9 protein-coding genes and 2 tRNA genes are annotated in these 13,727 nt (G+C 65.1%); 6 read left to right on the plus strand and 5 right to left on the minus strand.

Annotated elements, in window-relative coordinates; genetic code table 11:
* Position 1 precedes the first annotated feature (1 nt).
* A tRNA-Lys gene (locus AC6UAL_RS08970) sits at positions 2-74 on the minus strand.
* 45 nt (positions 75-119) lie between these two features.
* Positions 120-191: transfer RNA gene (locus AC6UAL_RS08975), tRNA-Thr, on the minus strand.
* 133 nt (positions 192-324) lie between these two features.
* Here AC6UAL_RS08975 and nagB point away from each other — a divergent pair.
* The 6 genes from nagB to def all read left to right on the plus strand — a co-directional run bounded on the left by nagB (position 325) and on the right by def (position 6,114).
* Positions 325-1,068, plus strand: a complete 744-nt coding sequence (gene nagB, locus AC6UAL_RS08980) for a glucosamine-6-phosphate deaminase (RefSeq protein WP_500683042.1) — start codon at positions 325-327, stop codon at positions 1,066-1,068.
* A 350-nt stretch (positions 1,069-1,418) separates the two neighbouring features.
* On the plus strand, positions 1,419-2,513 hold the full coding sequence (gene hemW / locus AC6UAL_RS08985) for a radical SAM family heme chaperone HemW (protein ID WP_500683043.1): 1,095 nt from the start codon (positions 1,419-1,421) through the stop codon (positions 2,511-2,513).
* A gap of 58 nt (positions 2,514-2,571) precedes the next feature.
* Complete coding sequence (gene hprK / locus AC6UAL_RS08990; protein WP_500683044.1) at positions 2,572-3,540, plus strand: HPr(Ser) kinase/phosphatase; 969 nt, start codon at positions 2,572-2,574, stop codon at positions 3,538-3,540.
* Between the two features lie 13 nt (positions 3,541-3,553).
* Positions 3,554-4,312 (plus strand): Nif3-like dinuclear metal center hexameric protein, encoded by a 759-nt coding sequence (locus AC6UAL_RS08995; protein ID WP_500683045.1) that lies wholly within the window; start codon positions 3,554-3,556, stop codon positions 4,310-4,312.
* Positions 4,313-4,357: 45 nt separating this feature from the next.
* Positions 4,358-5,329: an RluA family pseudouridine synthase gene (locus AC6UAL_RS09000; protein WP_500683046.1), complete on the plus strand. Its 972-nt coding sequence runs from the start codon at positions 4,358-4,360 to the stop codon at positions 5,327-5,329.
* 224 nt (positions 5,330-5,553) lie between these two features.
* Positions 5,554-6,114, plus strand: a complete 561-nt coding sequence (def, locus tag AC6UAL_RS09005) for a peptide deformylase (RefSeq protein ID WP_500683047.1) — start codon at positions 5,554-5,556, stop codon at positions 6,112-6,114.
* A gap of 217 nt (positions 6,115-6,331) precedes the next feature.
* Here the strand turns inward: def and AC6UAL_RS09010 are convergent, their stop codons facing one another.
* From AC6UAL_RS09010 to uvrA, 3 genes are read right to left on the minus strand one after another with little or no spacing between them, the layout of a single operon-like run.
* A complete protein-coding gene (locus AC6UAL_RS09010; RefSeq protein ID WP_500683048.1) occupies positions 6,332-7,276 on the minus strand; it encodes a squalene/phytoene synthase family protein in 945 nt (314 codons plus the stop codon).
* Positions 7,277-7,284: 8 nt separating this feature from the next.
* Positions 7,285-7,878, minus strand: a complete 594-nt coding sequence (gene ruvA, locus AC6UAL_RS09015) for a Holliday junction branch migration protein RuvA (RefSeq protein WP_500683049.1) — start codon at positions 7,876-7,878, stop codon at positions 7,285-7,287.
* Between the two features lie 60 nt (positions 7,879-7,938).
* Positions 7,939-13,569: an excinuclease ABC subunit UvrA gene (uvrA, locus tag AC6UAL_RS09020; RefSeq protein ID WP_500683050.1), complete on the minus strand. Its 5,631-nt coding sequence runs from the start codon at positions 13,567-13,569 to the stop codon at positions 7,939-7,941.
* Between the last annotated feature and the right edge of the window lie 158 nt (positions 13,570-13,727).

Here is a 13,727-nt window from a genome sequence, read left to right on the forward strand (position 1 = left end):
GTACCCCCTCGCGGGCTCGAACCGCGGACAAACTGATTAAGAGTCAGCTGCTCTACCAACTGAGCTAAGGAGGCACTGTGTCTGTGGGCACCCCCGCATCACCCTTCCCCCGGAGGGGAAGCCGCTGGTCAGATTTGAACTGACGACCCACGCATTACGAATGCGTTGCTCTACCACTGAGCTACAGCGGCGATGCTGAGTGCGGCGCAATTAAACCACACCCCAACCGTCATTGCAAGCAAAATTTCATTTCTCGTGCATTTTTTTTCGCGGGCGGCATTTCGGGATTGCATTTGAGGCCCGATCGGATAGAATAAGGTTGCTATGACATACGAAGTTTTTGATACGCCGCAGGAGGCTGCCAAGCAGCTTGCCGCCGAAGTCGCCGAACTCATTCGCAGCCGGGCCGCCGAGGGCAAGGGTGTGGTGCTGGGTCTGGCCACGGGTGCGACGCCGCTTCCCTTCTACGCCGAGCTGATTCGCCTCCACAAGGAGGAGGGTCTGTCGTTCGCCAATGTGACGACTTTCAACCTGGACGAGTACACCGGGCTGCCTCACGAGCATCCGGAGTCGTACTGGTACTTCATGCACACCAATCTGTTCAACCACATCGACATCAAGCCCGAGAACATCAACCTGCCCTGCGGTACGCTCGCTCCGGAGGAGATTCCCGCTCACTGCCAGGCTTACGAGGATAAGATCAAGGCTTGCGGCGGTCTCGATCTCCAGATTCTCGGCATCGGCCGCACGGGCCACATCGGTTTCAACGAGCCCGGCTCCGATGATACGACGATCACTCGTCAGGTGACGCTCGACGATCTCACCAAGACGGATGCTGCTCCGGCCTTCGGCGGGTTCGACAATGTTCCCAAGACGGCTATTACGATGGGTGTGGCCACGATCATGGGCGCGAAGAAGGTTCGCCTCATGGCTTGGGGTGCCAAGAAGGCCAGCATTGTCAAGAAGGCTATCGAGGGTCCGGTGACGGCGGATGTGGCTGCTTCTTTCCTGCAGAAGCACCCGGACGCTAAGTTCTTCCTCGACAAGGAGGCTGCTGCCGACCTGTAAAGCTGCTCTTTCTCGGAGTTCCAACGCGTTTTTCAAGGGTCGCGGCCGCTGCGCCGCGGCCCTTTTTCGCAGTCGGCGGCGGGTCTCGGCGGCGCGTTCCCGTCGGTTTTGACAGGTTTTCCCGATGTTGTTTCTGCACGCGGCTTTCCCGATGTTTCCGCACGTGGCTTTCCCGACATCAGCTCTCGGTGTTTTGAGCCGACGTTATCGTCGGCTTCATTTCCCGAGCTCTTGTGCCCGGCAGCTTTCCGCTCCGAGTTGACGGGGGTGTCGTTTAGCTGACGGCAGCGCGTCGCGCGCCTTGTTTTGCGTTGTTTTTACGTTAGTTTTGCCTTATTTTCCGCTCTGCCATGCCGTCTCATCTCTACGTTCACATTCCTTTCTGCCATCGCATCTGCCCGTACTGCGCTTTCTTCAAACATACTCCGGGGCGCACGGATATGCGGGGCTTTGTCGAGGGGCTCATCCGCGAGGCGGAGTTGCGGCTGCCGGAGGGCTATGCGCCCGAGACGATTTATTTCGGCGGCGGCACGCCCAGTATGCTCTCGCCGACGCATCTCGGGCGCTTGGTCGAGGGGCTTCGCCGCCGGCTTGATCTCAGCGGGCTGCGGGAGTGGAGTTTTGAGGCCAATCCGGCAACCTTTCATGCGGCCAAGGCGGCGCAGTGGGCGGCCCTCGGCATCACGCGGGTTTCGCTCGGCGCGCAGAGTTTTGAGCCGGAGCTGCTGCATGTGCTGGGGCGCGAGCACAGCGCCGAGCAGATTGCCGAGAGTGTCCGCCTGCTGCGCGAGGCGGGTATCGCGCAGGTGAATCTGGATTTGATGTTTTCGCTTCCCGGACAGAGTTTGGAGCAATGGCGCCACAGCCTTGAAGCGGCGCTCGAGCTGGCCCCCGATCACATCTCGACCTACAACCTCACCTACGAGGAGGATACGGCGTTTTTCGACGCCTACGGTGCGCGTGCGGGGGATGAGGAGCGCGATGCGGCCATGTTCGAGCTGACGGATGATCTGCTGACGGCGGCCGGGATGCGCCACTACGAGATTTCAAATTACGCTCGCCCAGGCTGTGAATCGCTGCACAATTTCGCGACGTGGCGCGGGGAGGATTATCACGGTCTCGGGCCGGGTGCCTACGGCACGGTGGAGGGTGTGCGCTACCACAACGGAGAGGATACGGCGGCCTATATTGCCGCGCTGGCGCAGGGGCATCTGCCGCCCGGCGAGCAGGAGCAGCTGACGCCGGAGCAGAGGCGCACCGAGATGCTGGGGCTGCGCCTGCGAACGGATGAGGGTTTGCCGGCGGATTTTCTGCGGCCGCAGGATGCTGATTTCACTCGGATGCTGCAACGGGAGGGGCTGGCGGAGTTCAATGAGGCCGGGGCGCTGTGTCTTACGCGCTCCGGGCGCCTCGTGGCTGATGAGGTTGCGCTCGGGTTGATGTGAGGCGCGGATGCCTTTGCCCTTGACTCCGCCGGCGCTTCCTGTAGAATAAACTCAGGTTATGAAGGCTCCCATCATTCGCAAGGTCGAACAGATCACGGTGTCGCATTTTTACGAATGCCATCGCGGCACGCTCGAGCTGCAGTTGCTCAACAGCCCGCTGGGGATGTCGCGCAGCATTCAGCAGCCGGCTCTCAATCGCCCCGGTCTGGCGCTGGCCGGCTATTTCGGCTATTTTGCCCATGAGCGCATTCAGATTTTCGGCGCGGCGGAGATGGCCTATATTTCAACGCTTTGCGGCGAGGAGCGCACGGAGCGCCTGCGGCGCATTGTGAGCGATGATGTTCCCTGCCTGATTATCACGCGAGCCGCCGAGGTGCCGCAGGATTTGCTGGATATGGCCAACAGCTGCTCGGTGTCGATTTTCCGCTCGACGCTGCCGACGATGAAGTTTGTCAATCGCGCGACGCTCATTCTTGAAAACGAGTTTGCGGAGAGTACGACGATGCACGGCTGCATGGTGGATGTGCGCGGCGTGGGGGTGCTCATTACGGGCAAGGGCGGCATCGGCAAGAGTGAAATCAGCCTCGGTCTCGTCGAGCGCGGGGCTGCGCTGGTGGCTGATGATATGGTGCGCATCCGCAACATCAGCGGGGCGCTCATTGCGACGGCGCCGAAGCTCAGCAGCGGTTTTATCGAGATTCGCGGGCTGGGGATCATCAATGTGACCAATCTCTTCGGCTTGCGTGCGTACTGCCGCGCGTCGAAGATTGATTTGGTGATCAATCTGACCGACGGCGAGATGACGGAGATGGATCGCCTCGGGCTGGAGCGCAAGATGTTTTCGATTCTCGGCGTCGATGTCGAGCGCATCAATCTGCCGGTGGCTCCCGGCCGCGATATGACGCGCTTGGTCGAGGTGGCGGCTCTGGGGCATTACCTGCACGAGAGCGGCTACGATATGGCGGGAGAGTTCAACCGCCGCCTGCACAAGGAGATCCGCGAGCGCTCGCAGCGCCATAAGCGCTGATGCCTGATGTTTTATGACGAAGTTAGCTGATATTGTCAAATTGCTGGATACGCGTCTGCGCGTGGCCGAGATTCGCGATGCTCCCGTGGCTCTCAACGGGTTGCAGGTGGAGAACGACGGCAACGTCACGCTGGTGGCTCTGGCGGTCGACGGTTCGCAGGCGACGATCGACGAGGCGGTGGCGGCAGGTGCCGATTTGCTGATTCTGCACCACGGTATTTTCTGGTGCGGTCTGCGGCCGCTGACGGGATGGTGGCGCAGGAAGCTCTGCCGTTGTCTGGCGGGCAATCTGGCTGTTTATGCGGCGCATTTGCCGCTCGACCTGCACCCGGAGCTGGGCAATAATGCGGGAATTGCCCGAGGGCTGGGGCTGCGCGATGTGCAGCCGGAGATTGACTATCACGGCACGCTCATTGGTCTGTCGGGTCTGTTTGAGGGCTCGGTGGGTGAGTTACGCGAGCGATATGCGGCGATTACGGGCAGTGCGGTGACGGGCGTGGTTCACGATGCGGAGGCTCCGGCGGGGCGCGTGGCGGTCTGTTCCGGCGGCGGCGGTGAGGAGATTTATCAGGTTCAGGCCAAGGGCTACCGCTGCTACCTGACCGGGGAGGAGAATCACTGGGTGCTCAATGCGGCGCAGGATATGGGCATCAATCTGCTTTTTGCCGGGCACTACGCGACGGAGACTTTCGGCGTGAAGGCTCTCGGCGAGCTGCTGGAGCGGGAGTTCGGCCTGCCGACGATGTTCATCGATCGCCCCACGGGGATGTGAGGTTTTTGCCGAGCTATGCTTTTCGTTGTTGAGGATTTATTCGGTATGCGTCTCGATCAGTACTTGGTCGGGCGCCTCCCCGAGTTGTCGCGCGCGCGCATTCAGGCTCTCATCAAGGAGGGCTCCATCACGGTGAACGGCCGGGCGACGAAGGCGAAGACGCCGGTGGAGCGCGGGATGCACATCGAGGTGACGATTCCCGAGCCGGAGCCGGCGGAGGCTCAGCCGCAGGATCTTCCGCTCGATATTCTCTACGAGGATGCGGATGTGGTGGTGGTGAACAAGGAGAGCGGCATGGTGGTGCACCCGGCGGCGGGCAATCCCGACGGTACGCTGGTCAATGCTCTGCTCTTCCGCTGCGGCGATTTGTCGGGTATCGGCGGGGTGGAGCGCCCGGGTATCGTGCACCGCCTCGATAAGGACACCAGCGGCTGTATTGCGGTGGCGAAGAATGATGCGGCGCATCTTTCGCTCACGACGCAGTTTGCACGCCGCGAGACGACGAAGATTTATCTGGCGGTGGTGCAGGGTTGCCCGAAGGAGGAGAGCGGGACGATTTTCACCAACATCGGGCGCCACCCCGTCAACCGCATGCGCATGGCGGTGGTGAACCCGGGCTCGGGCAAGCCGGCGATTACGGACTGGAAGGTGCTGCGCTACGATGCGTCGACGAATTCCTCGCTGGTGATGTGCTCGCTGCACACGGGGCGAACTCACCAGATTCGCGTGCACATGCTGCACCTCGGGCATCCGCTGATCGGAGATCCGATTTACGCGCACCCGGCGCGGCAGAAGGCTCGCCCGGGGCGCCTCATGCTGCATGCCTGGCGCCTCGGCTTCCGCCACCCGCGCACCGATCGACGTCTTGAATTCGAGGCGCCGATTCCGCCCGAGTACACGCCGTGGCTCGTCGGTCTCGAGCTGCCGCCTTGGCCGGCGGAGGAGCCGCGCCTGCATTCGGCGTCCGGCGAGGATCCGCTTCTCGATCCGGAGGATGCGGAAGATGCCGAGGACTGAGCCCGCAGGGCGGGTTCGCGGCGGTTTGACGGCGAGCGCTTTAGGGGCGGCAAGGGCTTGGGGGAGCTGCTTGCCGAGCGGGACGGGGAAAGCTGCGCCGGGCTGTTTCCGCGCCGGAGCCCCGACGAAGTGTGTTTGCCGGGTGTTTACGGCTTGACTTTTCGTCGCTGAGGCGGCAAAATGGAGCAGCGATGCGGGCGACAGAACTCGCGTCGATGTACGTTATGCTTCTTGCCATCAGTCAGTACGGTAATCCCTGTCTGCGTGTGCGCTGCGCTCCCGTGGAGAAGGTCGATGAGTCTCATCATACGCTCGCGCAAAACATGCTCGAGACGATGTACGCCGCCAACGGTATCGGTTTGGCGGCGCCTCAGGTCGGGTTGAATATCCGCATGGTTGTCATCGACATTCCCGAGGATGAGGAGGAGGGTGAGACGCCGGCCATGGCCATGGTGAACGGTGAGCTCAAAAAGGTGCGGGATATCATGCCGCTCGTTTTTGTCAATCCGACGCTGGAGCCTTACGGCAACCAGCTTCTCTTAACCGAGGGCTGCCTGAGCGTGAGGGATATCCGCGCCAATGTGTCGCGCCCCGAACGGGTGAAGGCGACGCTGCCGCAGCTTGACGGCTCGGTGCTCGAGGTTGATTGCGATGGCCTGCTGGCGCGCTGCCTGCAGCACGAGTGCGACCACTTGGAGGGTTTCCTCTTTGTCGATCGCGTGTCGTCGGCGGCTAAAATCACGCTGGCCAAGAGGCTTAAGCGTCTGGCGGCTTCGGGGCGCTGAGGCTCGCCCTTACACGGAGTTTCGGAGCTCGGAGCCTTTGAGCTGCGGGCGCGGACGCCGAGCTGTTCGCGGTGAGCCGGTGCTGAGCTTGGGCTGAGGCGCGGAGGTCTGCGTCTCGGCCGATGATCCGGGCGCGGCGCAGGGCTTGCGTGCTCCGCCGCTCGCCGGGTCTTGAGGGAGGGTGCGCGCATCGAGTGATGCGGCTTTGCAGGAGGCTTCACAGGAGGCGCGTGCGGCGGCGGCGCAGGCTGAGGCAGAGGGCTTGGGCAAGGGCGGCCCAGACGCTGCGCCGAGGGATGCGCACGCGCTTTGTTTCATCGCGGTTGCGGCGCAGCAGCCGCAGGGTACGCAGGCCGATGAGGGCCGGCAGCATCGAGGCGAAGCGCAGGCGCATGAGGCCGAGCCTGCGGCTGTAGTCCAGTCCGTCGCGCATGTAGCGCTCGGCTCGGCTCAGCCAGATTTGCGGGTCGGAGCAGAGGTAACGGCGCCCGCGGGCGGCGTCTTCGCGGCGGTCGCGCAGGATGTTGATGAGTTGCAGCCCCCGGCCGTAGCGGGCGGCAGCCTGCTCCATCAGTTCGGCGCGGTCGGCCGGGCAGAAGTGCTCACCGAGGGTTACTCGCCCGAGCCGCGTCCAGAAGATGCCGACGCAACCTGCGACGAGCTGTGTGTAGCGACGCGTGTCGTCATCCCGCTCCACGACCTCGCGGCGGCGGAAGTAGCGCAGGTCCCACAGCTGGCCCTCGATGATGGAGTCGAGCACCTCGCGCAGCAGAGCGGCCTCGCCCACGGGCAGGGCGCGCAGGGCCCGGAGGGCGTCGCCGAAGCGCCGCAGCAGTTCGGCTTCCGAGGGCTTTTGCTGCGCGGCCGCCATTTCTTCTCTCAGGCTTTGCAGCAGTTCGGGCTCTTCGGGAAGTGCGGCGGGCGCGGCGATGCAACGCCCCATGGCTTCGAGGACCGATTCGCGCCGTTCCGACGGCGCCGACGAACTGTCAGCCACGCTGTCGGTGGCGCGCGCCAGCAGGTAGCCCAGAGCGACGCCTCGCCTCATGGGTGCGGGCAGCCAGACCATGCTCAGGTAAAAGCTGCGCGAAACCGCTTTGAGCAGCTCTAAACTCAGACCGCTGCCGAACGCAGACGGCGCTCCGTCCTTCGTGTCACTCATGGTGCGGCTCAGCTCATGTGGCGCAGGGCGCCGCGAATCAGTTCATCCGTTCCGGCTTGCGGGTTGTCGCGCAGCAGGGTCGAAATGGCCTTGCGGGCGTCGGCCTGCTTGAAGCCGAGAGCCACGAGCGCGAGCTCGGCATCGGCGGCAGCCTGCGAGGTCGTGCCCTGCTGCTGCGCCTCCCAAGTGGCGGCGAGACCGACTTTGTCCTTGAGTTCAAGCACGATGCGCTCGGCCGTTTTTTTGCCGACGCCCTTGGCCCGGGCGATGGCCCGGACGTCGCCGTTGACGACGGCGGACTTGAAGGCGTTGACGTTCAGACCGCTCAAAAGGGAAATGGCCGTTGCGGGGCCGATGCCGCTGACGCGCTCGATGAGCAGGCGGAAGATGTCGCGCTCGGCGTCGCTGGCGAAGCCGTAGAGCAGCTGCATGTTTTCGCGGATGTGCAGGTGGGTCTTGAGCGTCACGGTCTGCCCGACCACGGGGTTGATGCTGTCGAAGGTGGACAGGGGCACGATGACTTCGTAGCCGACGCCGTTGACGTCGAGCACCAAGCACTGCGGCAAGGCCTCAGCCACCACGCCTCGCAGGAAGGAGATCATGCCGCTATGCTACACTAAAGGGCGCCGTTCTGCAAGTCGGTAATGCGGGGCGGCCGGGCTTCACTCCTCTGCCGCGCGTCGGCGCGGGGCGTCGCTCCGGGCGGCTCTGAGTTCGGCGCGGATGAAGGGAGCGGTGATGCTCCGCTTGCTCCGAGCGACTTCCTGCACGGTGCCTTGGGCGACGATGGTGCCGCCTTCGGCGCCGGCGCCCGGCCCGATGTCGATGACGTAGTCGGCCTCGCAGATGAGTTCGAGGTTGTGTTCAATGACGACGACGGTGTTGCCCATGTCGACGAGGCGGCGCAGCACGCCGACGAGCAGGCGCACGTCGTTGGGATGCAGGCCGATGGTCGGTTCTTCGATGAGGTAGAGGTCCTGCGGCAGGGCTTTGCCCCGGCGAATGGCCGTCCGGACGGCGCGTTGCCCGCGTATCAGCTCGGTGACGAGTTTGATGCGCTGCGCTTCGCCGCCCGAGAGGGTGTTGCTGGCCTGCCCGAGTGTGAGGTAGCTGAGGCCGGTCTCGCAAAGCAGGCGCAGCGGGTCGGAGAGGCTCGGCTGCCCTTCGAAGAAGGCGGCGGCTTCTTCCATGTTCATTTCGAGCACTTCGGCGATATTTTTGCCCTTGTAGCGCACCTGGAGGGTGCGCGAGTTGTAGCGCGCGCCGCGGCAGGTTTCACAGGGGACGGTACAGGGCGGCAGAAAATCCATCTCGCGCCGCACGTAGCCGGTTCCCTTGCAGGACTCGCAGTGCCCCGCCGCCGTGTTGAACGAGAAGCGGTTGGCCGCAAAGCCGAGGCGCCGCGCATCGGCCGTCTGGGCGAAGAGGCGGCGAATTTCATCGAAAATGCCGATGTAGGTGGCCGGGGTGGAGCGGGGTGTTTTGCCCAGCGGCGACTGGTCGACTTGGTAGAGGGCGCGGATGCTCTCCAAGCCCTTGGCGCTCTTCCAAGTCGCGCGCTCGTCGCGGCTGAGGCGGCCGCCGAGCGCCGCGCGCACGGCTACGGCGAGCGTGCCGGTGATGAGCGAGGTTTTGCCGGCGCCCGAGGCGCCCGTCACCACGGTGAAGCGCCCGCGCGGCAGGCGCAGGGTGACGTCGCGCAGGTTGTGCAGGCAACATCCGGTGAGCTCGAGCCACTCGGCCTTGTCGACGGGCAGCCAAGGGGAGCAGAAGGGGTGCTTTTCGCGCTGTCTGAGGGCGCGCCCCGTCACGGAGGCGGGGTTGGCAAGCAGGTCGTCCAAGCGCCCCTCGGCGACGATTTCTCCGCCGTGGATGCCGGCTCCGGGGCCGAGGTCGATGAGGTGGTCGGCGCAGCGCATGGTGTCTTCATCGTGCTCGACGACCAGCAGGGTGTTGCCGCGTGCACGCAGGTCGCGCAGCGTGCCGAGCAGGCGTTCGTTGTCGCGCGGGTGCAGGCCGATGGTCGGTTCGTCGAGTACGTAGAGCACGCCGCGCAGATCAGAGCCCAGCTGTGCCGCAAGGCGAATGCGCTGCGTCTCGCCGCCCGAGAGGGTGGTGGCGGCGCGATCCATCGAGAGGTAGCCGAGCCCGACGCGCTGCAGGAAGCGCAAGCGCGGCTCAATTTCAGCAACGACGTTGCGGGCGATCTCAGCGTCGCGTCCTTCGAAGCGCCACTGCTGCACGAGGCGGAGGGCCGAGACGGCGTCGAGGCGGCCGATCTCGGCGATGTTGAGTCCGAAGAGTCTGACGTTGAGGGCAAAGGCGTTTAAGCGAGCGCCGCCGCAGACCGGGCAGAGGCGGCCGATGTCTCCCCTGCCCTCGGCGCGATCGACGTCGCGGTCGTAGCGCAGTTCGAGCTCGAGGCGGCTGAGTTTGTCGTCTCCCTGCCGCTCGCGCGACGATGCCGAGCCGACCCGGCCGTGACCGAGGCAGTGCGGGCACCATCCGTGTGGGGAGTTGAACGAGAAGGTGGAGGGCTCCGGGTCGGGGTAGCTTTCGCCGCATTCGGGGCAGCTGAGGCGCGTGCCGAGCAGGCGGTGTTCTTCCGCTGCTTTTGCGCTGCGCGGTGTGACGCTCAGGCGCAGGTAGCCGTCGCCCATCTCCAGTGCGCGGCTGACGAGTTCGAGCAGGCCGGCGTAGTCGCAGTCGGCTCCGTTGCAGCTCACGCGGTTGCCCTCGACCGCTACGTCCGCGAGTACGATGTCGATATCGTGGTTGGCGTAGCGATCCAGCGGGGTGAAGTCGTCGGGAGCCTCGAGTCTGCCGTCGGCGCGCAGCCAGGGGTACTTGCGGCGGGCGGCCCAGCGCGCCAGATCGGCGTAGTGGCCTTTGCGGTTGCGCACGACGGGAGCCGCGATGAGCAGGCGACGCGGGCGCTTCTCGAGTTCGAGCCCGACGAGCTGCTGAATTTCGTCGGTGGAGCGGCGGCCGAGGGGGACGCCGCACTGCGGGCAATGGGGCGTGCCGAGTTTCGCGTAAAGCAGGCGCAGGTATTGCCAGATTTCCGTCACGGTGCCGACGGTGGATTTGCTGCCGCCTCGGGTGCGGTTCTGTTCGATGGCTACCGTGGGGGGCAGGCCGGTGAGGCGGTCGATGTCGGGGGTCTCCATCTGCTCCGTGAACTGCCGGGCATAGGGGCTCATGACGTCCAGAAAGCGCTTCTGGCCCTCGGCAAAGATGATGTCGAAGGCCAGGGTGCTCTTGCCGCTGCCCGACAGGCCGGTGACGACGGTCATTTCGCGGCGGGGGATGTCGACGTCGATGTTCTTGAGCTGGTGGTGGCGGGCTCCGCGCAGGGCAATGACGCCGCGCCGTTCTTCGGTATCGGCGGGCAGGCGGTCAAGGGCATCGACGGGGGCCGGCAAGCCCGCGAGCGCCGGGCGCAGGTAGGCGGCCGTGCGGCTGGCCTCGCAGGCGGCGACGTCTTCGGGGCGACCCTGAGCGACGATGTGTCCGCCGCCGCTGCCGCCTTCGGGGCCGAGGTCGATGACGTAGTCGGCGCATTTGATGAGTTCGAGGTTGTGCTCGATGACCAGCACGCTGTTGCCGCTCTCGGTCAGGCGGCGAAAGACGCCGAGCAGCAGCTCCAGATCGCTGAAGTGAAGCCCGGTGCCGGGCTCGTCGAGGATGAGCAATTTGCCCTTTGCCGCAGCGTCGTTGCCGATGGAGTCCACGAGGATGCGCGCCAGTTTGAGCCGCTGGTTCTCGCCGCCCGACAGCGTGTTGAGCGGCTGCCCGAGGCCGAGGTGGCCCAGGCCGACTTCGACGAGCACGCGCAGTTTCTCGGCAATGCGGCGCGGGCGGGCGCCGGGCTCGGCGGCAAAGAGCTTGAGGGCCGTCGCGACGTCGAGTGCCAGCAGCTCGGCCATGTTGTAGCCGAGCAGGCGGATGCTGAGGGCCTGAGGCGTGTAGCGCGCGCCGTGGCAGAGCGCGCAGGGCACGAAGATGTCGGAGAGGAACTGCATCTCCACCTTCTCCTGCCCGAGGCCGGCGCAGCGCGGGCAGCGCCCTTCACCGCTGTTGAAGGAGAAGTAGCCGGGTTTGAGCCCGCGAGCCTGCGCGGCCGGCTCTGCGGCGAAGAGGGCGCGGATTTCTTCAAAGACGCCGATGTAGACGGCGGGCGTTGAGCGCGGGGTGCGCACGATGGGGCTCTGGTCGACCAGCAGCACATCGTCGAGCGCGTCCAGACCCTCGACGGAGCTGACGCTCACGCGCTCTTCGTCGTCGAGCTCCTCGGGGTGGACATGGCCGTAGAGCACTTGACAGGCCAGGGTGCTCTTGCCGCTGCCCGATACTCCGGTGAGGCAGCAGTAGACGCCCAGCGGGATGTCGACGTCGAAGCGGTGCAGGTTGTGGCATTCCGCGCCGCGGATGCGCAGGTAGCCCGCGGGGCGTCGGCGCTCGGCCGGCAGGGGGATGCTGCGCCGCCCGCTGAGGTAGGCGCCGGTCAGCGAGGCCGGGGCGGCGTCCAGTCCCTCGGGCAAGCCGGCGTAGACGATGCGGCCGCCTTCGGCTCCGCTGGCCGGCCCCATGTCGACGATGTAATCGGCGGCGCGCATGACGGCTTCTTCATGCTCGACGACGACCAAGGTGTTGCCGCGGTCGGAGAGGCGCCGCATGGCCTTGATGAGGCGTGCGGTGTCGCGCGCATGCAGGCCGACGGTCGGCTCGTCCAGCACGAAGAGGGTGTCGGTGAGCGCGGCTCCGAGGCAGGTGGTGAGGCTGACGCGCTCGACTTCGCCGCCCGAGAGCGAGCGCGTGAGGCGGTTGGCCGCCAGATAGCCGAGGCCCACGTCACAGAGATAGGCGACGCGGCTTCGCAGCTCGCGCACGGCTTGCTGCAGCGAGCGGTCGGCTCCGACGCCGGGCAAGACGTTGGCATCGATCCAGCCAAGCAGCTCGTCCATGGGCAGGGCCTGAACTTCGGGGACGCTCAGGCCGCCGATGGTGAAGGCGAGAGCCTCGGGGCGCAGGCGGCCGCCTTTGCAGGCCGGGCAGATGCTGTAGACGCGATAATAGGCGAGGAAGACGCGCACGCTCATCTTGTGAGCGTGTTTCTCCATGTCGTCGAAGATGCCTTTGTAGCCGTACCAGAGGGCGCGCGCTTCGGCCTCCCAAGGGTCGCAATCTCCGGCGTTGCCGAAAAAGACCCAGTTGCGCTCCGCTTCGCTGAGGTCGCGCCAAGGGATATCGAGGCGCACGGCGCAGCTGCGCCTGTTGGCGGCGAGGAAGTCGTTGAAGCAGGCGGAGAGTGTCGCCGAGGAGAGCATCTTGAGGGCGCCGTCGAGGATGCTTTTCTCGGGTATGATGCCGCGCATGTAGTCGTACGAGATGGCGCGGCCGTAGCCTTTGCACTCGGGGCAGGCTCCGAGCGGTGAGTTGGAGCTGAAGAGCCCGGGGCTCGGTTCTTCGAGGGGATACCAGTCGCTGCGAAAGAGGCGCAGCCGCCCGAAGCTGCCGTCTGCCTGCCGCAGGGAGACAAACACGCGATCCTGGCCGAGGCGCAGCGCCGTCTCGAGGGCTTCGGTGAGGCGCGGGAGGTTTTCAGTTGTCAGTTTGACGCGATCCTGCAGCAGCATCCATGCCTCGCCGCCGAGCTGCTCTTCTTTCGCTTCGCTCAGGCGCAGCACCTCGGGGCGCCCGGGCAAGACCGATTCCGCAAGGGCCTCGGCCTCGTCGAGAGAGCCCTGCCCGACGAGCACGCGCAGGTAGCCCTGCGCTTCCAAGGCGCAGCGCATCTCATCAAAGCTGCCGACGACGCGGACTTCAAAGGCGACGAGGGCGTCGGCTCCGCCGTGCTCGCGCAGCAGGTCTCCGGCAAGGCTCTGCGGCGTGGCCGGGTGCACGATGCGCCCTTCGGCGTCGCGGCCGATGGCGAGGCGCGAAAAAATGAGTTTGAGGTACTCGTTGAGCCCCGTCATGGTGCCGACGGTCGAGCGCGAATTTTTCACCGAGTTGCGCTGGCCGAGGGCGATGGCCGGCGGCACGTTCTCCACGGCGTCGACGCCGGGACGATCCATGCGATCCATGAACTGGCGCACGTAGGGGGAGAAGGTTTCGACGTAGCGCCGCTGGCCCTCGGCGTAGAGGGTGCTCATGGCTAGGGATGTCTTGCCGCTGCCGCTGGGGCCCGTGACGACGGTCAGGGCCCCGAGGGGGATGTCGACGTCGACGTTTTTGAGGTTGTGTTCGCGAGCCCCGCGTATGCGAATCGAGCCATCGTCCTGCTGCATGGAATGATTCTAACTCATAACAAGAGCGACGAAAAGTCCAAAAGCTGTCCGTTCGGCAGATTGAGCCGCCGAGCGCGGCGGGCGCATTGCGTCAAAATAAAACGCACCGAAGAAGCTCTCGGGAGAGAAACGCCGCAATGGCATTTTTATGGTTGCTT

Origin of the sequence: Candidatus Parakkermansia intestinigallinarum, assembly GCF_944389695.1 — a bacterium.
In the GTDB taxonomy this organism is placed as follows: Bacteria; Verrucomicrobiota; Verrucomicrobiia; order Verrucomicrobiales; family Akkermansiaceae; genus Akkermansia; species Akkermansia intestinigallinarum.